17 protein-coding genes are annotated in these 21189 nt (G+C 72.7%); 10 read left to right on the top strand and 7 right to left on the bottom strand.

The features are described from left to right. Position 1: 1 nt before the first annotated feature. The 3 genes from tilS to dacB are packed head-to-tail and all read right to left on the bottom strand — an operon-like array spanning position 2 to position 3809. A complete protein-coding gene (gene tilS / locus ACFO6V_RS23530; RefSeq protein ID WP_377140215.1) occupies positions 2-1195 on the bottom strand; it encodes a tRNA lysidine(34) synthetase TilS in 1194 nt (397 codons plus the stop codon). A 52-nt stretch (positions 1196-1247) separates the two neighbouring features. Then, positions 1248-2324, bottom strand: a complete 1077-nt coding sequence (locus ACFO6V_RS23525; protein ID WP_377140212.1) for a zinc-dependent metalloprotease — start codon at positions 2322-2324, stop codon at positions 1248-1250. Positions 2325-2357: 33 nt separating this feature from the next. Next, positions 2358-3809 (bottom strand): D-alanyl-D-alanine carboxypeptidase/D-alanyl-D-alanine endopeptidase, encoded by a 1452-nt coding sequence (gene dacB / locus ACFO6V_RS23520; RefSeq protein WP_377140209.1) that lies wholly within the window; start codon positions 3807-3809, stop codon positions 2358-2360. A 258-nt stretch (positions 3810-4067) separates the two neighbouring features. Between dacB and ACFO6V_RS23515 the strand changes: the two genes are divergently transcribed. Then, positions 4068-4568, top strand: coding sequence for an inorganic diphosphatase (locus ACFO6V_RS23515; protein ID WP_108493354.1), 501 nt, complete (start codon positions 4068-4070; stop codon positions 4566-4568). An 81-nt stretch (positions 4569-4649) separates the two neighbouring features. On the opposite strand, the gene ACFO6V_RS23510 is transcribed toward ACFO6V_RS23515, so the two are convergent. After that, positions 4650-6023: a C40 family peptidase gene (locus ACFO6V_RS23510; RefSeq protein ID WP_377140206.1), complete on the bottom strand. Its 1374-nt coding sequence runs from the start codon at positions 6021-6023 to the stop codon at positions 4650-4652. A 388-nt stretch (positions 6024-6411) separates the two neighbouring features. On the opposite strand from ACFO6V_RS23510, the gene ACFO6V_RS23505 reads away from it, so the two are divergent. The 7 genes from ACFO6V_RS23505 to ACFO6V_RS23475 all read left to right on the top strand — a co-directional run bounded on the left by ACFO6V_RS23505 (position 6412) and on the right by ACFO6V_RS23475 (position 14902). Further along, positions 6412-7749, top strand: a complete 1338-nt coding sequence (locus ACFO6V_RS23505) for a bifunctional o-acetylhomoserine/o-acetylserine sulfhydrylase (RefSeq protein WP_377140203.1) — start codon at positions 6412-6414, stop codon at positions 7747-7749. Positions 7750-7822: 73 nt separating this feature from the next. Next, a complete protein-coding gene (gene metX / locus ACFO6V_RS23500) occupies positions 7823-9094 on the top strand; it encodes a homoserine O-acetyltransferase MetX (RefSeq protein WP_377140200.1) in 1272 nt (423 codons plus the stop codon). Between the two features lie 40 nt (positions 9095-9134). Continuing rightward, entirely contained in the window at positions 9135-9560 is a 426-nt protein-coding gene (locus ACFO6V_RS23495) for a VOC family protein (protein ID WP_377140197.1), read from the top strand. 91 nt (positions 9561-9651) lie between these two features. Further along, the gene (locus ACFO6V_RS23490) at positions 9652-10875 is read left to right on the top strand and encodes a YncE family protein (protein WP_377140194.1); all 1224 of its coding nucleotides are present in this window, start codon (positions 9652-9654) and stop codon (positions 10873-10875) included. A 9-nt stretch (positions 10876-10884) separates the two neighbouring features. Further along, positions 10885-11844 (top strand): zinc-binding dehydrogenase, encoded by a 960-nt coding sequence (locus ACFO6V_RS23485; RefSeq protein ID WP_377140191.1) that lies wholly within the window; start codon positions 10885-10887, stop codon positions 11842-11844. A gap of 224 nt (positions 11845-12068) precedes the next feature. After that, complete coding sequence (locus ACFO6V_RS23480) at positions 12069-13754, top strand: discoidin domain-containing protein (protein ID WP_377140188.1); 1686 nt, start codon at positions 12069-12071, stop codon at positions 13752-13754. Between the two features lie 131 nt (positions 13755-13885). Then, positions 13886-14902: a LacI family DNA-binding transcriptional regulator gene (locus ACFO6V_RS23475; protein WP_377140186.1), complete on the top strand. Its 1017-nt coding sequence runs from the start codon at positions 13886-13888 to the stop codon at positions 14900-14902. A gap of 120 nt (positions 14903-15022) precedes the next feature. Here ACFO6V_RS23475 and ACFO6V_RS23470 read toward each other — a convergent pair whose 3' ends face one another. From ACFO6V_RS23470 to ACFO6V_RS23460, 3 genes are all read right to left on the bottom strand, one after another. Continuing rightward, positions 15023-17089 (bottom strand): restriction system modified-DNA reader domain-containing protein, encoded by a 2067-nt coding sequence (locus tag ACFO6V_RS23470; protein ID WP_377140184.1) that lies wholly within the window; start codon positions 17087-17089, stop codon positions 15023-15025. Positions 17090-17263: 174 nt separating this feature from the next. Continuing rightward, positions 17264-19084: a phosphatase PAP2 family protein gene (locus ACFO6V_RS23465; RefSeq protein WP_377140181.1), complete on the bottom strand. Its 1821-nt coding sequence runs from the start codon at positions 19082-19084 to the stop codon at positions 17264-17266. 96 nt (positions 19085-19180) lie between these two features. Next, on the bottom strand, positions 19181-19504 hold the full coding sequence (locus ACFO6V_RS23460; protein WP_377140179.1) for a thiamine-binding protein: 324 nt from the start codon (positions 19502-19504) through the stop codon (positions 19181-19183). Positions 19505-19538: 34 nt separating this feature from the next. Here ACFO6V_RS23460 and cofD point away from each other — a divergent pair, with 34 nt between their 5' ends. Both cofD and cofC read left to right on the top strand, forming a co-directional pair. Continuing rightward, positions 19539-20498, top strand: a complete 960-nt coding sequence (gene cofD, locus ACFO6V_RS23455; RefSeq protein WP_377140176.1) for a 2-phospho-L-lactate transferase — start codon at positions 19539-19541, stop codon at positions 20496-20498. Then, a complete protein-coding gene (gene cofC / locus ACFO6V_RS23450; RefSeq protein WP_377140173.1) occupies positions 20495-21187 on the top strand; it encodes a 2-phospho-L-lactate guanylyltransferase in 693 nt (230 codons plus the stop codon). Before cofD ends, cofC begins: the two co-directional genes overlap by 4 nt. The last annotated feature ends 2 nt before the right edge of the window (positions 21188-21189 follow it).

Raw genomic sequence — 21189 nt, 5'->3', positions numbered from 1 at the left:
GTTACTCCTGAGTTGTGCTGGGGGGCCGGGCGCCGGTCCCACCGTCCGAGATACCGGTCGGCGCGGCGCGCAGGAAAAGACTGCCACACGCACGACGGCCCCGTGCGCCGCCCGGGAGGTGGACGGGGCCTTGACCGCTCCATGACACGACGAGTGCGTCCAGCGCGTCGACGTGCCGCGCGGTGGTGTCCGTCGGCTTGCAGCCGATCGCGAGGGCGGCGAGCCGGAGGGCCCGGCGCCGGAGTGCCGGATGGGCCCGCTCCAGGACCCCGGCGTCGAGGACGAGCCCGGGGTCACCCTCCCCCGCCGTCGGCCCGCCGGGAGTGCCCATGCCCTGTGCCGCCTGGGCTGCCGGGTCGGTGCGGGCCTCGTCGAGGAGCCCCGCGGCGAGGGCGTCCAGCAGGTCCGCGTCATCGCGCAGCTGGTCCGCGCTGCGTCCCAGAGCCTCGACGACGCCGGGGCCGAGGGTGTCCTCGAGCACCGGCAGCACGCGTCCGCGCACCTGCGAGCGCAGCGGCGTGAACGGCCCGGGAGACCGGTCCGTTGCCCCGTGCTGAACCCGGGTTGGCGAGGTGCGGTCGCCGGGGGGCAGCAGGTTGGTCGGGTCGGTCCAGAACTCCAGGCCCGACGCCGCGCACACCGCCTCGGTCTGTGCGCGCCGGAGCCCGAGGAACGGCCGGTGAAAGATCCCCCGCTCGCGCGGCATCCCGGCGAGCGACCGGGCACCGGCGCCTCGGGCGAGCCCGAGCAGGACCTGTTCCGCCTGGTCGTCGAGGGTGTGCCCCAGCAGCACCCGGGTCGCGCCGGCCTCGGCGGCATACGCCTCCAGCGCGGCGTACCGGGCGTCCCGGGCGGCCGCCTCGGGCCCGCCCGCGCCGCTCGACCAGTCGGCGTCCCGGACCACCACGGGGTCGAGGCCTAGGGCGCGGCACTGCTCGGCCGCCCGCGCCGCCACCTGGGCGGACCCGGCCTGGAGCCCGTGGTCGACCACCACGGCCCCCGCCCGCACCGCGTACCCGCGGGACCGCACGGAGCGCCCGACCCGCCGGGCCTCGGCCGCCAGCGACGCGGCGAGCGCGAGGCTGTCGGCACCACCGGAGCAGGCGACGAGCACGAGCTCGTCCGGTCCGAGCGGCGCCAGCACCGCCCGCACCGCGTTGCGCGCCGCGGCGACGGCGGGATCGACGCGGGCCACGCTCAGCTGCTCCCGGCGTCCGGAGACGTGAGCCGCGCGGCGGCCGGCGTCCTCATCCGTGCACCCGGCGCACCCACGCGCGGGCGTCGGCGATCTCCCGCGCGGTGGGCAGGTTCTCCGGGGCGGCCCACACCGCGTTGAGCCCGGCGCGTCCCACCGACCGCTCGACGGCGCGCACGAAGACCGCGCCGTCGCGGTACTGGGCGAGCTTCGCGTCCATGCCCAGCAGCTTCTGCACCACCACGTCGAAGGTGTTGCGCCCCTCGCCGTCGCGCCGCCGCTCGAACCGCGCGCGGATGCGGCGCACGGACGGCACGACCCGCGGCCCGACGGCGTCCATCATCACGTCCGCATGCCCCTCCAGGAGGGCCATGACCGCGGTGATGTCGGCGAGCTCGTCCTTCTGCTCGTGCGTGAGCATGCCGTCGATGATGGTGCCGTTCTCGCCGCGCAGCGTGGCGAGGACGTTTCGGCCGATCGCGACGACCTTCTTGTCGAACCGGGCCTTGGCCAGCTCTGCCGAGGTCCGCGCCATGCCGGTGATCAGCTGCTGCGTGCGCCCGCTGAGGTGCCCGGCGAGCCACGGTGCCGCGCCGAACTGCAGGGCGTGGGTCTGCTCGTGCAGGCAGACCCACAGGCGGAAGTCGCGCACCGGGACGCGCAGTGCCGCCTCGGCCTGCAGCACGTTCGGGGCCACGAGAAGGAGCCGGCCCGGGGCGGAGTACGGGTCGAACTGGCCAAGCACCCGCCCGCTGAGGAGGGCGAGGACCGCACCGATCTCGGCGGCGCCGGCCAGCTGTGCGCCGGGCGACGTGGCGCCCTTGGAGATCTCGGCGACGACCGCCCCGATCCCCTCGGTCATGGCGGCCATGGACTGCGTGTTCGCGCGCGCCCAGGTCGCGCGGTCCACGACCACGACGGGGCTCAGCGTCGACCCGCCACCGTGCGGCACCATGCGCGTGGTCTCCAGCACGTGCCCGACGGCGTCTCCTGCCGCGGCGCGCAGGCCGCTCACCAGGGAGTCGAGCTCGTCCCGTGGCGCCTGCGGCCCGGGCGCGGCGAGCCGCCCGGCGATCTGTGCTGCGGCCGACCAGTCGACGACCTGCGGGGCGGTGGATGCCTGGGTCACCGGACCACGGTAACGGTCCCGGTGGACGGGGCGTCAGCCCTGGACCGAGTACGCGGCGAGGTCACCGACGAAGCTGTCGTAGATCCACGTGGCGCCGACCGTCTCGTTCGCGGGGATCGAGTCGGCGAGGACCGTGAAGACGAGCAGCCGGTCGTCGGCGGTGACCACCGTGCCGGAGAGCGCCCGCACCTTGGGCAGGCTGCCGGTCTTGGCACGTGCCACCCCACGAGCCGAGTTGGTCCCGGTGAACCGGCCGTGGCCGCTGTCGAGCGTGCCCGTCAGGCCCGCGATCGGCATGCCTACCGCCTCGCTGCGCAGCGTCGGGTGTGCGGGGTCGACCATCACCCCGAGCAGGTCCACGAGCTGCTGCGGGCTCAGGTACGAACCGTCGGCGAGCCCGGAGCAGTCGCGCAGCCGCGCGCCGGTCATGTCGACGCCGAGCTCCTTCGCACGCGCGATCACCGCCTGTGTGGCTCCGTCGTTCGAGCCGGGCAGGCCCGCGTCCACCGCGACGAGACGTCCGAGCACCTCGGTGATCGTGTTGTCCGAGTACTGCATGGCGAACCCGACGACCTCCGCCAGCGGAGCGGAGCTGACCTGGCCGAGCACGCGGGCGTCGTCCGGGGCGCTCGCGTCGATCACGGCACCTGCGGTCTTGAGGCCCTCTTTCTCCAGCGCCGCGGAGAAGGCCTCGGCGGCGTACTTACCGGGGTCGGACGCGCGGGGCCCGTTGTCGCCGTACCCGTCGGACAACAGGCCGACGTTGATGCCGACCGACGAGACGGGCGCCACGTAACCGGCAGCGATGTCCGGGCTGGCCACGGTCGGGGCGATGTCGTCACCGGTGAAGAGCGTGTCGTCGAGCGCGACCCGGACCTCGGTGGTGCCGTCGACCTTCACCTTGGCGGCGACCTGCTGCGCGAGGTCGGCGAGGCCCGCACGCCCGTTCACCACGTCGGGATCGCCCTCGCCGGCCGAGAGCATCATGTCGCCGGCGCCCACCAGGACGACCGTGTTGTCGTCGACGAGGACCGCCTTGGTGTCGAGCGTGGAGCTCGCGATGCCCGACGAGAGCGCGGCGACACCCGTGAAGAGCTTCTGGGTGGACGCGGGGGTCATGAGCTTGTCCGGGCTCGACGAGCCCAGCACGGTGCCCGACAGGCCGTCCGCCACCACTACGCCGACCCGGGACCCGAGCCGCTTGTCCTTGGCCAGGCCGGTCACGAGGCGCTGCATCTCGACGCTGTCCGGGACCGGTGCGTCCTCGGGAAGGCTCTCGAGGAGCGCGGCGGGAGCCGGCCCCTCGACGGCACCGGGCGGGGACGGGAAGGGGCTCGGCTCAGGCCAGGGCTCGGCCATGGTGAGCATGCCGGGAACGACGTCGTACGCGTCGGCGACCAGGTACCCACCGAACAGTGCGACGACCGCGGCGACGGCAGCGCCGGAGCGCAACCCCCACTCCATGGGCATCCTCTCGATCGTCATGTAAAAGCCATAGCCAACTCTAGTGGCGGCAAACCATGCGGCGGGTACGGCAACGGCGATCCATGGGAAATTTCACCCGCTCGCGTGGCCGGTTCGCGCGCGCTTGTGCGCACGCTGCGAATTATGCCGAACGCAGAGAGTGGTGCTGACCACAGGTAACGGTCGCGACACGGGACACATGGCACACTGGACAGGCGCAAGGCCGCCGCCGCGGTAAGACACTTCGGCGACCATCTTCGAGAACTGGAGCACATCGGCGTGGAGTTCGACGTCACGATCGAGATCCCCAAGGGTCAGCGGAACAAGTACGAGGTGGATCACGAGACCGGACGCATCCGCCTCGACCGCATGCTCTTCACCTCGACGCGCTACCCGGACGACTACGGCTTCATCGAGGGCACCCTCGGCGAAGACGGCGACCCCCTGGATGCATTGGTGCTCCTGGAGGAACCCACGTTCCCCGGCTGCCTGATCAAGTGCCGCGCACTCGGCATGTTCCGCATGCGCGACGAGGCGGGCGGCGACGACAAGGTGCTCTGCGTGCCGACGGGTGACCAGCGCGCGGCGTGGCGCCAGGACATCGACGACGTCTCGGACTTCCACCGCCTGGAGATCCAGCACTTCTTCGAGGTCTACAAGGACCTCGAGCCGGGCAAGTCCGTCGAGGGCGCCCACTGGGTGGGCCGCTCCGACGCCGAGGCCGAGATCGTTCGCTCGATCCAGCGCGCCAAGGACACGGGCTACTACGACAAGCACTGAGCGTCCGGCCGCGAAGTAGAGCGCCTGTCCGAGTCTCCCGGCTTCACCGAGGAGAATCGGACAGGCGCTCTACTTCGCGGCCTACGGGCGGCCCGCGTAGGGCATCGCGTTGGTGAGTCGGAGCGGGTTCTCCGACAAAGGGTGTCCGGGCAGCGTCGCCTCGATCATCATGCCGCCGCCCGTGTACATCGCCACGTGGTAGATCGACGCAGGGTCGCCCGGGTCCGAACCGTAGAAGACGAGGTCGCCCGGCCGGAGCGAGCCGTAGTCCACCTTGCCGACGGCGAGATACTGCGACCGCGACGTGCGGGTGATGTTCACGCCCTGGCTCGCCCACGACATCATCGTCAGCCCCGAGCAGTCGTACGCCGAAGGGCCTGCGGCGCCGAGCAGGTACGGCGCGCCGAGCCTGGTCCGCGCCCAGGCCACCGCGCCGATCCCCAGGCCCTCCGAACCCGTCGTCGCACCCGGCGTGGACGGGCCGGCGGGTGCGGGCCTCGGTGCAGGGGCCGGCGCGGGGGCAGGCTCGGCCTCCGGCCCGGCGCCGCCGCCGTCCGCCGACCCGCCGCCGGGCCGCTCCGTACGCACCGTGGCCACGGCGGCCGCCTCGGCCCTGGCCTCCTGCCGCCGTTCGAGCTCCGCCTTCGCCGCTGCCTCGCGGGCGGCCTCCGCCGCGGCGGCCCGCGCCGCCTCCCGCTCGTTCTCGATCTCGACGCTGGTCTGCCGCAGCTGCGCGAGGCGCTCGACCAGCGCCCTGCGTTCCACCTCGGCCGCCTGGGTGCGCGCCGCGAGGTCGGCCGCGGCGGCCTGGGCGGCGTCGAACGCCGTCTGCGCCTGCTCGGCAGCCTTGTCGCGCTGCTTCTTCGCCGCGCTCCACCGGGCGTCCGCGGACTCCGACGTCGCGCGCGCCTGCTGGTACTCGGCCATGGCCCCGCCGAGCTTGCGCTGGACCGCGCGCTCCACGGCGCTGCGACCCACCATGTCCGGGACCGAGTCGGCCTGGAAGGCGATGTCCAGCGAGCCCAGGTCGGCGTCCCGCGCCGACGCCCGGTACACCTCCGCCAGACCTGACCGCGCCGCCACCTCACCCTTGTGCGCCTTCCTGGCGGCGGTGCGGGCGGCGGCCACCTCCTGCTCGGCCTGCTCGGCGGCCTGCTGCGCCTCCGCGTAGTCGGCGGCTGCCACCTGGACGCGGACCTGGGCCGCCGCGAGCTCCGTACGGAGCGCGCCGAGCGCGGCCTCAGCCTGCCGGACGTCCAGCGTGCCTGACGCTACCGCGTCACGGGCCGCCTGGGCCTCCTCGGCCGACGGCGGATCGGCGGGCGGGTTGGCCTCTGCGGTGGGCCCCCACGGGATGACCAGACCGAGCGCGAGCACCGCGGCCCCCAGAGCACGGAGCGCCAGCACCCCGCCATGTCCGTGCCTTGCCTCGTCCAGACCTCGGATTCGCCCCATGATCACCTTCCCGATCAGCGCTGTTCCGGCGTGTCGCCTTGCGCAGACCTCGTGAATCACTCCCGTGCCACGCTCCAATGTGGCTCACGGCGCAGATTTGCGCTACCGGAGCACTTTTCGGTCCTGTCTCATTTTCGAATCTCACCATCTAAGACATGACTATCGGCGCGGTCCGACGCCGTCTACGGTCACAACATGACTCGTCGAATGTGTTGTTGCTGAACCAGCGCACGTTCGCCTGCCCTCGGCCTTTTCCGGCCGACTCCCGCGTGCGCGCCTCCCCCGCCGCGGACCACCTCTTGATGCGCAGGCCCCTCGGGGCACGCCGCGGCACCTCTCGGTCAGATCCGCCAGATGTTCGCCATCAGCACCAGGAAGCAGGAGAGCCATGACTCAGCCCCAGTGGTCGTTCGAGACGCGCCAGATCCACGCCGGCCAGGAGCCGGACCCCACCACGGGCGCCCGCGCCCTGCCGATCTACCAGACGACGTCGTTCGTGTTCCCCGACGCCGGGGTGGCCGCCGACCGGTTCGCGCTCAAGGACCTCGGCCCCATCTACACGCGCATCGGCAACCCGACGCAGCAGGTGGTGGAGGACCGGCTCGCGAGCCTCGAGGGCGGCGTCGGCGCCCTCCTCGTCGCCTCTGGCCAGGCCGCGGAGTCGCTCGCGATCCTCAACCTCGCCGAGGCGGGCGACCACATAGTCGCCTCCGCCAGCCTCTACGGCGGCACGTACAACCTGCTCCACCACACGCTGCCGAAGTTCGGGATCGAGACCACGTTCGTGGACGACCCGCACGACCTCGACGCGTGGCGCGCCGCCGTCCGCCCGAACACCAAGGCGTTCTTCGGCGAGACGATCCCGAACCCGCGTGCCGACGTCCTCGACATCGAGGGCGTCGCGGCGGCGGCGCACGAGGCGGGCGTCCCGCTGATCGTCGACAACACCGTCGCGACGCCGTACCTGATCCGCCCGTTCGAGCACGGCGCCGACATCGTCGTGCACTCGGCGACCAAGTACCTGGGCGGCCACGGCAGCGCCATCGGCGGCGTGATCGTCGACGGCGGCCGGTTCGACTTCGCCGCCGACCCGGAGCGCTTCCCCGGTTTCAACACGCCGGACCCGAGCTACAACGGCCTGGTCTTCGCGCGCGACCTCGGCGTCGGCTCCGCGCTCGGGGCGAACCTCGCATTCGTCCTCAAGGCCCGGGTCCAGCTCCTGCGCGACCTCGGTGCGGCGGTCTCGCCGTTCAACGCGTTCCTCCTCGCCCAGGGCATCGAGACGCTGTCGCTGCGGATCGAGCGGCACGTCGCCAACGCGCAGCACGTCGCGCGGTGGCTGGAGGCCCGGGACGACGTCCGCGCGGTCCACTACGCGGGCCTGCCGAGCTCGCCGTGGCACGCGAACGCCCAGAAGTACGCGCCCAAGGGTGCCGGGGCGGTGCTCGCCTTCGAGCTCGACGGCGGCGCCGAGGCCGGCCAGGCGTTCGTGTCCGCCCTGGAGCTGCACTCCAACGTGGCGAACATCGGCGACGTCCGGTCGCTCGTGATCCACCCGGCGTCCACCACGCACTCGCAGCTCACGCCCCAGGAGCAGGCGCTGTCGGGGGTCACTCCCGGCCTCGTCAGGCTGGCCGTCGGCCTGGAGAACGTGGAGGACGTCCTGGCCGACCTCGAGCTGGGCTTCACCGCGGCCAAGGGCCAGCTGGGCCAGGAGACGAAGTAGCAGCGATGTGACGACGCCGTCCGCGCCGGGGCCCACCACCCCGAGCTCAGCACCCAGAGCCGCAGGAGAGAACATGGCCATCACCACCCCGAAGGCCGCGCACGACGTCCCGGACCAACAGGTCCGCTCGACGCTCGTGCCCTTCCCGGCGCCGGACGGCGCTCTCGTCCCCGTGCCGGACGGCGCGCTCGGCAGGGACTCACGTTCCCGCAGCAAGCCCCCCGTGCCCGCGAGCGGCGCCTGGCGCGAGGACGACGACCCCGGGCACCGGCTGTTCGCCGACGTCGGCGCGTTCGACCTGGAGGCCGGCGGGCGGCTGCCCGCCGTCCGCGTGGCCTACGAGACGTGGGGCACGCTGAACGCCGACGGCTCCAACGCCGTGCTGGTGCTGCACGCCCTCACCGGTGACTCGCACGTCACGGGCGAGGCCGGGCCGGGGCACGTGACCGACGGCTGGTGGGGCGACATGGTGGGCCCCGGCAAGCCCATCGACACCGACCGGTACTTCGTGGTGGCGCCCAACGCGCTCGGCGGTTGTCAGGGCACCACCGGCCCGTCGTCCCTCGCGCACGACGGGCGCCCGTGGGGTGGTCGGTTCCCGTACATCACCACGCGCGACCAGGTCGCCGTCGAGATCGCTCTGACCCGCGAGCTCGGCATCCGGTCCTGGGACCTCGTGGTCGGCGCGTCCATGGGCGGCCTGCGAGTGCTGGAGTGGGCGCTGCTGGGGCCGGAGGCGGGCATCGAGGTGCGGAACGTCGGCGCCATCGCCACGACCGCCCAGACCGGCGGCGACCAGATCGCGTGGTCCCACCCGCAGCTCGCCGCGATCCGGATGGATCCCCGCTTCCGCGACGGCGACTACTACTCCGCCGCGGACGACGACGGCCCGCACACCGGCCTCGGCATCGCGCGCCAGATCGCGCACACGACGTACCGGACGAGCTACGAGCTGGACCGGCGGTTCGGCCGGCTGCCGCAGGGCGGGGAGGACCCGTTCGCGGGCGGCCGGTTCGCCGTGCAGTCGTACCTGGAGCACCAGGGCGACAAGCTCGCGCGCCGGTTCGACGCCAACTCCTACGTGGTGCTCACCGAGTCGATGCTGTCGCACGACCTGGGCCGCGACCGTGGCGGCGTCGAGGCGGCGCTCAGCCAGATCACCGCCCGGACCCTGGTGGTGGCCGTGGACAGCGACCGCCTGTTCCCGCCCGCGCAGTCCGCACGGCTCGCCCGGTGGATCCCGAACGCGGAGCCGCTGCGGATCGTCACGAGCGACGTGGGCCACGACGGGTTCCTGGTCGAGGCCGACCAGATCGGCCCGATGGTCAGTGAGTTCCTCGGGTAACCATCGAGCGGGCAGCCGGTCCCAGGCTTAGCGTGGCCGTATGGCAAAGCTCAACCCGTACCTCAGCTTCCGGTCCGAGGCGAAGGCTGCCCTGGACTTCTACCAGTCAGTGCTCGGCGGCGAGCTCGACGTCAGCACCTTCGGTGGGACCCCGATGGAGGGGATGCCCACTCCCGACGAGGACAAGGACCTCGTCATGCACGGGCAGCTCGACACGCCGGGCGGCCTCACGATCATGGCGTCGGACACGCCGTCGTTCATGGAGTACGTGGCGCCCTCCGCGGGTGTCACCGTCGCCCTGACCGGCGGGCCCGAGGACCACGACTACATCAAGAGCGCCTACGAGAAGCTGTCCGACGGCGCCACCCCGGGCGAGCCGTTCGCGCTCGCACCGTGGGGCGACTACTACGGCCAGCTCACCGACAAGTTCGGCATCTCCTGGATGTTCGACGTCGCCGCCAGCTGATCCGCCGGGCGACCCTTCTTTACTGAACCCATCTCCAGTAGCCTTCGTCGAGCTGATCACCGCGGATCAGCTCGACGAAGAGGAGCGTTCAGTGAGAACTCGCCGTGCTCTCTCCATCCTGGCTTCGCTCGGCCTCATGGCGTCCGGCGCGGCCGTCGCCGCGCCCGCGCAGGCCGACTCCGCTCCGCAAGAGGTCCTGTTCGTCGCCAACAACTGGGACGGCACCGCGTCCGTGCTGTCCTCGGGCCCCGACCTCGCGCCGGTCGGCGAGATCAACGTCATCCCCGACCGTGACCAGCGGATGCGCGAGATCTACCGCGACCCGATCCGGCTCGCGGCCTTCCTCGTCATCCGCCAGACCGTCGGCGAGGGCAACGACCAGTTCGCCGACGACATGTACACCACGCCCGACGGCTCGTCGCTGGTGGTGTCCCGGCCGAGCTTCGCCGACGTCGTCTCCATCAGCCTCGCCACCGGCGAGATCGAGTGGCGGTTCCAGGTCGCGGGCGTGCGGGCCGACCACATGGCCGTCTCCCCCGACGGCACGCAGGTCGCCGTCTCGGCGTCGACCGGCAACCGCGTGCACGTGCTGGACATCGAGACCGGCGTGGAGGCCGGTTCGTTCCCCACCGGCGACAAGCCGCACGAGAACGTCTACACGTCCGACGGCCTGCTCTGGAACATGTCGATCGGTGAGGTCAACAACGGCCTCGACGACCCGGTGCTCGACTTCCTCAAGGGTGACCGGGTGATCACGGTCGCCGACGCCGAGACGTTCGAGGTGGTGCGCGAGATCGACATGCGCGACAGGCTCGACGACGCGGGCCTGAGCCACCTCTCCGACGCCGTACGCCCCGCCACGTTCAGCCCGGACGAGTCGAAGCTGTACTTCCAGGTGTCGTTCTTCGGCGGGTTCCTGGAGTACGACGTGGCGACCGACCGGATCACGCGGACCAAGACGCTGCCCGGCGTGTTCGACGGGCCACGCACCGACATGGTCAACGACTCGAGGCACCACGGCCTGACCATGCAGCCGTCGGGCGAGCACCTGTGCGTGGCCGGGACCATGGACGACTACGCGGTGGTCGTGGACCGGGCGACGCTCGAGACGGGGCCGCTGGTCGACGTCGACAAGCCGTACTGGTCGACGGTGACCGGTGATGGCCAGGCGTGCGTCGTGTCCGAGTCCGGGTCCGACCAGGTGACGTCGATCGACTTCGAGACCGGGCAGAAGATCGCGTCGGTGCCGGTGGGCGACCACCCGCAGCGCGTGCGGCTGGGCACCGTCCCGGCCGGCTGGTCGGGCGTCGGCTAGGGTCGCCGCATGCTTGCCGCCTACGTGACCAGCTTCTCGCCCGACAGCCCGCTCGACGGCCTAGAGGTGGGTGACCGCCCCGAACCAGAGGCCGCTGAGCACTGGACCACCGTGGAGGTCCGGGCCGCGAGCCTGAACCATCACGACCTGTGGTCGCTGCGCGGTGTGGGCCTGCGGGAACAGCAGCTGCCGATGATCCTCGGCACCGACGCCGCCGGCGTGACGCCGGACGGCACCGAGGTGCTCGTGCACGGCGTCATCGGCACCGACGGGCACGGCGTCGGGCCGAAGGAGTCGCGTTCGCTTCTCTCCGAGCGCTACCCCGGAACCCTCGCCGAGCGGGTCTCGGTGCCGACGGCGAACCTCGTGCCCAAGCCCGCCGAGCTGTCGTTCGAGGAGGCGGCGTGCCTGCCGACGGCGTGGCTCACCGCGTACAACATGCTCTTCACGGCGGGCGGGCTCAAGCCGGGTGCCAGCGTGCTCGTGCAGGGTGCCGGCGGCGGCCTCGCGACCGCGGCGATCACCCTCGGAGCGGCGGCCGGCCTGGAGGTCTGGGTGACCTCGCGCTCCGCGGAGAAGCGCGAGCGGGCCGTCGCGCTGGGCGCAGCGGGTGCGGTGGAGACGGGCGCGCGCCTGCCCGCGCGCGTCGACGCCGTGCTGGAGTCGGTGGGTCAGGCGACGTGGGCCCACTCGATCCGCTCGGTGCGTCCCGGCGGCTCGGTGCTGGTCTGCGGGGCGACGTCCGGCGATGCTCCCCCGGCCGAGCTGACCCGCGTCTTCTTCCAGGAGATCCGGGTGCAGGGCGTCACCATGGGCTCGCGCGACGACCTGGGGGCGCTCGCCCGGTTCTGCGCCCGCACCGGAGCGCGCCCGGTGATCGACGCCGAGGTGTCGCTCGCCCGGGCCGCCGACGGCCTGGCCCGCCTCGCCGCGGGTGATCAGTTCGGCAAGGTCGTCGTCCGCCCGTAACCTGCCCACCTGTCAGACCTAGCCGGACGTGTCAGACGTACAGGTCATCCCTGTGACCCGTGCGTCTGACACGTCCGGCTGCGTCTGACAGGTCGCCACTTACAGAGTTGTCAGCGAGTTGTCGCGAAACCCTTGACCTCGGGACGCCGCGCCCGCGACAGTGTGAGAGAGCGCTCTCTCGCGCTCGACCCGTGCACGTCCGACGTTCGAAGGAGCACGTCAAAATGCGCAGACAACTCCGCCTGCTCGTGGCCGCGACATCCGCCGCGGCCCTGCTGGCCCTGGGTGCGCTCACCCAGGTACCGCTCGCGGCAGCCGCCGACGAGCCGCTCTCCCAGGGCCGGCCCGTCACCACGTCCAGCACCGAGTTCGCCTGGAGCACCGGGGCCAACGCCGTCGACGGCGATCCGGGCACCCGCTGGTCCAGCACCGCCGCCGACAACCAGTGGATCCGCGTCGACCTGGGGTCCGTCCAGGCGATCGACCGGGTGGTCCTCGACTGGGAGGCGGCGTACGCGTCCGGCTTCCGCATCGAGGTCTCGAACGACGCCAGCACCTGGTCCACCATCTACTCGACCACCACCGGCACGGGCGGGGACCAGAACCTCGACGTCGACGGCAGCGGCCGCTACCTGCGCCTGTGGGTCACGCAGCGCGCCACGCAGTGGGGCGTGTCCCTGTGGGAGCTGCAGGTGCTCGGCGCCGGCGGCGTCGGGCAGCCCGGCGACACGACCCTGCTCTCGTACGACAAGGCCGGCAGCGCCTCCAGCTCGCAGAACGACGGCACGTGCTGGCTCTGCGGCCCCGACAAGGCGTTCGACCTCGACCCGGCCAGCCGCTGGGCAGTCAACCCCGACACGGGCTGGGTCGACGACGGCTGGATCGCCGTGGACCTCGGCGCCGCCGCGCACATCAGCAGCGTGGTGCTGCAGTGGGACCCCGCGTTCGCCACCGTCTTCGACATCGAGGTGTCCGACAACGGGAGCACCTGGCGCACCGTGCACACCACCACCGGCGGCACGGGCTTCAAGCAGGCGATCCCGCTGAACGCCGACGGCCGGCACGTGCGCGTGCACATGCGTGACCGCAGCGGCCCGTACGGCTACTCGCTGTGGGAGTTCCAGGTCTACGGCACCGGCGGCGCGCCCACCGCTCCCCCGGCCGAGCCTGCCGACCCGAACTTCGACGACCTCGACCTGGTGTGGAGCGACGAGTTCGACGGCGCCGCCGGCACCCCCGCCAACGCCTCCCGCTGGACGATCGACCCGGGGCTGCCCGCGAACAACGAGCTGGAGGTGTACACCCCGAGCGGCAACGGGTTCCACGACGGCCAGGGCAACTTCGTGCTCGAGGCGCGCCGCGAGGACCGCGACGGGCGTCAGTACACGTCGCACCGGATGAACACGTCGGGCACGTTCAACACCCAGTACGGCCGGTTTGAGGCCCGCGTCAAGGTGCCGGAGGGCCGGGGCCTGTGGCCCGCGTTCTGGATGATGGGCTCCGACTTCCTGGACGGCCGCCCGTGGCCGTACAACGGCGAGATCGACATCATGGAGTTCATCGGCCAGGACCCGACCCGCGCCCACTCGACGCTGCACGCCCCCGCGTACAACGGTGGCGGCGGCTACGGCGGCGGGTACAGCCTGCCGGACGGCTCGAAGATCTCGGCGGGCTTCCACACCTGGGCCGCCGAGTGGGACAGCGAGGGCATCCAGTTCTCCCTGGACGGCCGCGACGTCTTCTACGCCGACCGGGACACCGTGGAGTCCACGCGGGGGCCGTGGGTCTACGACCACGACTTCTACATGATCCTCAACCTCGCCGTCGGCGGTGACTGGCCCGGCCCGCCGGACGCGGGCACGCCGTTCCCGTCGAGGATGCTGGTCGACTACGTCCGCGTCTACCAGTAACCCCCACCCCCGTTGAGTGCTGGGTATTTGCGGCTCTCGAGGCCGCAGGCCCACAAATACCCAGCACTCAACGAAGGGGTATAACTGGGCGGGTGCAGATTCCGCGGTCCGGGCGGCCCACTCTCGAGGCCGTGGCCTCCGTCGCCGGGGTCTCCCGCGCGACCGTTTCGCGGGTGATCAACGAGGTGCCCACCGTCGACCCGGAGATCGTCGAGACCGTGCGCCGGGCGATCGAGGAGACCGGCTACGTGCCCAACCTCGCCGCCCGGTCGCTCGTGACGCGGCGCACCGGGTCGGTGGCCCTCGTGGTCTCGGAGCCGCCGGAGCAGCGCTCCCCGCTCCCGTTCCTGGAACGCCTCTTCACCGACCCGTACGTGGGGCGGGTGACCGCCGGCGCGCAGACGGTGCTGCGCCCGCGCGACATCCACCTCGCGATCATCCCCGCCGACCCGCCCGCGCACGACCAGGTCGTGCGGTACGTGCGGCAGGGGCACGTGGACGGCGTGCTGCTCATCACGTCCAGCTCCGCCGACCCGCTGCCCGCCCGGCTGGCCGCGCTCGCCGTGCCGCTGGTGCTGTCGACCCGCACCACCCTGCCGGGCGTCGCCTGGGTCGACCTGGACCAGGCCGCAGGAGGCCGCCTCGCCGCGCGGCATCTCGTCGGGACCGGGCGCACCCGGCTCGCCGTGGTCGCGGGGCCGTCCGACGCGCCGTTCGGGCACGCGCGGCTCCAGGGGTTCCTGGACGGGGTGCGGGAGGCCGGGCTGCCGGAGCCGGAAGTGGTCACCGCCGACTTCACCCGCCCGGGCGGCGAGGCCGCCGTCCGCGCGCTGCTGGCCGTCAGGCCGGACGTCGACGGCGTCTTCGCGGCGAACGACCTCATGGCGGACGGCGTGTCGACCGCGCTCCGCACCACCGGCCGGGACGTACCGCGCGACGTCGCGGTCGTCGGGTTCGACGACTCGAGCGTCGCCGCGCAGGCACATCCGCCGCTGACGACGGTGCGTCAGCCCGTCGAGGACATGGCGGAGGCCATGGCGCGGCTGCTGCTGGCCGCCCTCCGGCAGGCCCAGGAGCCGGACGACGGCGCGGCGGCGGGCGGCTCCGAGACGTTCGTGCCCGAGCTCGTCGTGCGCGCGTCGGCCTGAGGTCTCGGCAAGCTCGACCGGCGGGGACGGCTCAGGCTCTACAGATATCGCCTGAGCCTGCAGTTCCGCTCCAGGCGCGTTCCTCGTTCCTCGGCCCGCACCCTGCGCTGCACCTCCGGCTCAGGCGAACCGGCGGGAGAACTCCTCGACCAGCGTGGGGCCGGTGTCGCCGAGGCGCCACACGCTCCACCCGTCGGCCGTGTACGAGCCCGACGCCGCCGTGGCGGCCGAGTCCGGATGGCGGTACCGAGCGCCGTTGGCGAGCTCGATGGCGCCGTCCGGCAGGAGCAGCGCCTCGAAGTGCTGGTTGCGGCGCGGGCGCGACCACACGATGCGCGTGGGGGTGCCGATGCTGCGGGCGAGCGCCTCCAGGTCGGGGTCGTCCTCCTCCTCGAACAGCATCGGGGTGCTGGCCCGGATGCTCTCGCCCGGCGGCACCGGCCGGGCCGGCGCCTCGGGGGCGCTCGACGGGTAGGGGTCCGCCGCGAACGCCGTCTGCCCGTAGCCGTCGTCGGGGCCGGCCATGTAGCCGCCGGACTCCCACGGGTTCTGCTCGGTGACGACCGGGGCCGTGCTGTCGACGTAGGGCGCCTCGTACCCGGGCTGCTCGCCGTAGCCGTAGCCGCTCTGGTCGCCGTAGCCGGCGGCCGGCTCGGGGGTGTAGTCGTAGGCCGGCGCGAAGCTCGACTCCGCGCTGTACCCGGGCTCCTGGGGGTAGCGAGGCTGGGTGATGTCGAAGTCGGCAGGCTCGTTCGAGCCCGTGGCGGGGTAGGCGGGGGCGCTGTCGTACGCACCCGGCTGCCACAGGTTCTCGTCGGCCGACGGCGGCTGCGGCACGGGCGGCGGCGGGTAGGTCGGTCCGGCGGCCGGCGTGGGGTCCGACGGCGGATAGACCGTCGTCGACTCGTCGGGCTGGGCGGACGCCGAGAACCGGTCGGTGCGCGAGCGGCGGCGCACGGACGGCGTCGGCTCAGCGACCGGCTCGGGCTGCGGCGGGGCGGCGACCTCGCCGAGCGAGGAACGGCTGGCCGCCAGCCGCGGCGGGGCGCTCGGCGTCGGACGGGACTCGGTGCCGGGCCGTACGGAGGAGACCGGCGCGCTCGGCGCGCTGCCACTGCCGGTGCCAGTGGTGGACGGCGGCGTGGTCTCGGGCGAGGTGGCGGCGGCCTGCGCGCGGCGGCCGGCGCGGGTGCCCGCCACTCGCTCGGACTTGCCGCCGGCCGCGGCGCGTTCGGTCGTGCTGCCCCGCGTGGCACCCCCGCGGAGGCTCGACCGGAGCCCGGTCGCCGCATTGGTCGGGACGGAGGCCGGGTTGTCGGCGAGCGGCGTCGGGTTGTCCGCGCGGACGGGCGTCTGCCGCGCGGCGCGCTCGGCACGGGACTGCGGCGCCTGCTGCCCGCGGGCCTGCGGTGCCTGGGCGACGACCGGCATCTTGCCCGTGAGCGCGTAGCCGACCTTGACGCCCTCCTCGAACGCGTCCTTGGGCGCGGCCGAGCCACCGGCGACGCCGCCGGTGACACCCGTGTCCATGGAGCTGCTGACCGAGCTGTCCATGGAGCTCGTGATGGCCCCGCCGATCGGCGCGGACTTGGCCGCCGGCAGGCCCGGCGGAAGGTGCACCACGAGCGGCGAGACGTCGAGGAACTTGCGGCCGTCGTTCGAGTTCACGACGCCCATCTTCAGGACCTCGACGGGCATCGTGGGCTGGCGCAGGAAGTCGACGGCGTTCAGGATCTCGTCGGGCGCGTTCTGGCAGATGATGATGAGCCGCGCGCCGTTGCCGCTGTTCTTGCCCGCCTGCGTGCGGGTGATGGGCACGCTGTCGTAGAACGCTGCGACGTCGTGCTGGAAGGAGCTCGCGCCGCCGCTGTAGCGCGCTGCGAGGTCGGACCGCGTCAGCCGGCCGGCGGCTCCGGCGTGGTCGAGGGCCTTGGCGAGGTTCTCGCGGTCAAGGTCCGCGACCAGCTCCACGACGACCGGCGACCCCGACGCGTCGAGCGCGAGCAGGTGCGGCTCGTCCGGGCCGGAGCCCTGCGCGATCGGGAACACCTCTTCACCGAGGAGCCCGTCGATGTGCGAGTCGACCACCTGGTTGGCGGTGGTCTTGAGTCCTGGTTCCGCACCGTTCACGCCGTTCGCGGACGTCACGAGGAGGGGCCGCTGGGTATCGACCTCGAACAGTGGCATCTCGTGATCTCCCGGGGTCCTGCGGCATTGGTCCGCCTTAGCCTAAAGGCCGGGGGCAAGAGACCGGAAACACGCCGGTGAAGGTGTCGTGACAGTTATCACGAGCGCGGTGCGGTCTCCGGGGTCGGCTGCGCCGTCCTGAAGCGGGTTCAGGACGGCGCAGCCGGGTCAGCGTCAGAGTTGGACGACGATGCTGCCGCCCAGGTAGGACGCCCGTGCCGGACGGCCGTCGACCAGCACCTGGGCGAACCTGCCCGCCACCCGGAACGCGCGCAGGACGGTGTGGCGGCCGCCCTGCCGGCTTCCGTCGCCGGTCAGCTCGAGAGTCGTACCGGGGGCGATCTCGACGGTGCCCCGCACCTCGACGGTCGTCGCGAGGCTCGAGCGCAGGGTCGTCCCCTGCTCGAGGGCCACCGCGCCGCGGCCCAGGCTGTCGGCCGAACCCGCCACCAAGGTGCCGCCCCGGACCACCGTGCCGCCGCGGTAGGTGTTGCAGCCGGCGAGCGTGAGGACGCCCGTGCCGGTCTTGACCAGGCCACCCCGGCCGTCGATGTCGTTGCGCCAGGTGTCCTGCGCGGCCAGGCCGCCCCGGGCCGTGTCGAGCTCGGCGGTGACCGTCCGGTCGAACCGGGCGTACCCGTCGGCGGCGGCGAACAGGTTGAGGCGCCCCCACTGCTCGGGCCCGTCCAGGATCGGGTAGCCGGACGGTAGCGCGGTGGTGCGCAGCACGTCGCGCACCTGGGCCGGGGTCAGGTACGGGAAGCGCGTCTCGAGCAGGACCTCCGCCCCCTTCGGCACCTCGAGGTCGGTGGAGTACCCGCCCTGGCGGCGCAGGACGTAGGTCAGCGACGAACGGATCTGCTTCTGGTTCGCCGCCCGGTCGCCGTACTCGTCCGGGCCGGTGTGGGCGGCGGTGTACAGGTCGCTGGTACCGGTGACGGCCGTGAAGTACTCGACGGCCCGCGAGCGGGCTGCGGCCTTCAGCTCGGCGTTGACCGGGTCGGCGAGGATCGCGGCGGCCAGCGCGGTGGCCATGACCCGGCCGCCGATGACGTCCACCGGCGAGTGCATGCCGGCGGTGATCCGGCTGTCGCCGAGCACCGCCGCCATGACCATCAGCTCGGAGAACCGCTCAGGGACCGCGTACGCGAAGCCGAGCGCGGCCAGCCAGGCGGCGTTGGTGTGGCCGCTGGGGAAGCCGCCGTCCGTCGTCGGATCGGTGCTGCGCTGCCGGAGGAGCTGCGGCGCGACCACCACGCGGGACTCGTAGACCGGGTAGCCGAGGTCGTCGACCCGGCCCGTGTCCACGACGGTGCTCCGGTCCGTCATCCGCCACGGCCGCGGGTACTGGTAGGCCGCCTTGCCGTGGTTGCCGGACGAGTAGTTGCCACGCACCGTGTTCACGAGCCGGACGATCTCGCCGAGCTCGGAGGTGGTCGAGCCCGCACCGATCGCGGACCCCGCCGGCGCGCCCGCGGGCACCGCGTCGTCGATCTTGGTGGGCGGGGTCCCGTCCGGGGCGGTGGTGATGGAGGTGACGGCGAGCGAGCCCGTCCGGTACGCCTCGGCGAACGGGCCGAGACCGGCGATGACCGAGTAGCTCTGGTGCCTGCGGTCGTAGACGAAGGACTGCTTGGCTTCCTCGTCGGTACGGCGCCGCGTCACGTCGACGACGTACCGGATGTTGTCCTGCAGCACCCTCGGGGACAGGGCGAACCCGGTGTTCCACGCCCCGCCGGTCTGCCACAGCTCCGACATCCCGGACAGTGCCTGGACGACGGCGTTGGTGTCGGCGGTGACGTTGGGCGGGACGTTCGAGGTGTACCAGTCGACGAACGGCGTCCAGGCAGCGCTGCCTGTCGCCGTCGCCGGGGCGGTAGCCGCCTGTGCCGAGGGCAGGCCGACGGCGGCCGGCCCGACGACGAGCGCGCCGGCGCCGAAGGCCGCGCCGCGCAGGAAGCCCCGTCTGTTGACGTTAACTTCTGTCAGAGTCATAGGCACAAGGGTCCCGGAAAGTCGGGGCTTGTCAATAACTCCTGACAAATGTTCACGCAGGGTTGGTGAACAGGTCGGCGAACCGGACCCCAGGGATCAGGAGTGCCCGGTCTCTGACTGGTCGGCCGCGAGCCGCTCCTCGACGCGGGCGATCTTGCTGTCGATCTGCCCGTCGGCCGCACCGGGGCGGATGTCGGCCTTGATCACGAGCGACACCCGGTGCCCGCCGCGGCCCACCGCGTCGGTGGCGCGCTGGATCACCGGCATCACCTCGTCCCAGGAGCCTTCTATCTCGGTGAACATCGAGGTGGTCCGGTTCGGGAGGCCGGACTCCCGCACTATGCGCACGGCTTCGGCGACCTGGTCGGCGACGGACTCGCCTGCGGTCATGGGGGCGACGGAGAACGCGAAGACAGCCATGTACCCAGTCTGCCCCCACACGTAGGCTCGACGCGTGAACGTCACCCTTCTCGCGGGCGGGGTCGGCGGTGCGCGGCTCGCGCACGGCCTCGATCTCGCGCTCGGCGCGGCCCCCGTCAGCACATCAGCCCAGACCGGCACCTCGCCGCAAGCCCTCACCGTCGTCGTGAACGTCGGCGACGACACCGAGCTCCACGGCCTCGCCATCTCCCCCGACATCGACACGGTCGTCTACACCCTCGCCGCGCTGAACGACGAGGACCGCGGCTGGGGGCTGCGCGGCGAGTCGTACGCGACCCTGTCGGCGCTCAAGGACCTCGGTGAGGACACCTGGTTCACGCTCGGCGACCGCGACCTGGCCACCCACATCGTCCGAACGCAGCGCCTGCGCCGCGGCGAACCGCTGTCGGCGGTGACCGCGCACCTCGCCGCGTCGATGGGCGTCGGGCCGCGCATCGTGCCCGTCACCGACGACCACCTCGCCACCCTCGTCGACACCCCGTCGGGCCGGCTCGGGTTCCAGGAGTACTTCGTGGGCAGGCAGCACGCCGACGCGGTCCTCGGCCTGCACTTCGAGGGGGCCGACGCCGCCCACCCGGCCCCCGGCGTGCTCGACGCGCTGGCGGCGGACCTGGTAGTGCTCGCGCCGTCGAACCCGTTCCTGTCGATCGAGCCGCTGCTCGCGGTGCAGGGGGTCCGTGAGGCGCTGGCCACCGCGCCCGGCCGCCGGGTGGCGGTGAGCCCGATCGTGGGCGGCCAGGCGATCAAGGGCCCGGCCGCCCAGATCCTGGAGACGCTCGGCCACGAGGTCTCCGCACTCGGCGTGGCCCGGATCTACGCGGACCTGGTCGACGTCATGGTCATCGACGAGCGGGACGCGGCCCTCGCCGGCCCCGTCGCCGACCTCGGCCTGACCGTGCACGTCACCGACACCGTCATGGGTGGCCCACCCGGCCGCGAGCGCCTGGCCCGCGAGCTGCTGGCCCTGGTGTGACGGGCGTCCGGCGGTCCGGCCGGGACATGACGGCGGTGGTGCCGCTCCGCGACGGCGTCTCCGGCAAGTCGCGGCTGGCCGCGGTGCTCGACGTCGACTCACGGCGGCGGCTCGTCCGGGTGCTCGCCCGGCACGTGGTGACGACGCTGCTCGCGTCCGACGGGATCGGGCGGGTGGTCGTGGTGACCGCCGACCCGGTCTTCACGCGCGAGACGCTGGCGGGGCTCGAGGTCGAGGTGCTGGAGCAGCCCGCAGACCGGCCGGGTCTGAACGGGGCGCTCGAGCACACGCGCGAGGTGCTCGCGGCGCGTGGTTCCGGGCCGCTCCTCGTGGCGCACGCCGACCTGCCTGCCCTCACCCCGGAGGATGTCGCGGCTCTCCTCGCCGAGGGTGCACCGGTGGTGATCGCTACGGACCGCTACCGGGCCGGCACCAACCTCCTGCTCCTCGACTCCCAGCCCTCCGGGGTCTTCGAGGCGTCCGAGGCCTCCGGGGCGGGCGGCTTCCGGTTCCGGTTCGGGATCGGTTCGCTCGCCGCGCACGTCGTGGAGGCAGAGGCGCACGGGTTGGAGGTGACGGTGGTGCACCGGCCCGGCACCGCCGTCGACCTGGACACTGCCGACGACTGGTCGCAGCTCCCGGATGAAGTTCGCACCGCCGTCGGTCAACAGGTGCCCGGTCTGCTGTAGTT

It is taken from the genome of Promicromonospora alba (genome assembly GCF_042654905.1).
GTDB classification, from domain to species: domain Bacteria; phylum Actinomycetota; class Actinomycetes; order Actinomycetales; family Cellulomonadaceae; genus Promicromonospora; species Promicromonospora alba.
Note: the sequence above shows the minus strand (reverse complement) of the source record. Positions and strands in the feature narration are given on the sequence as shown.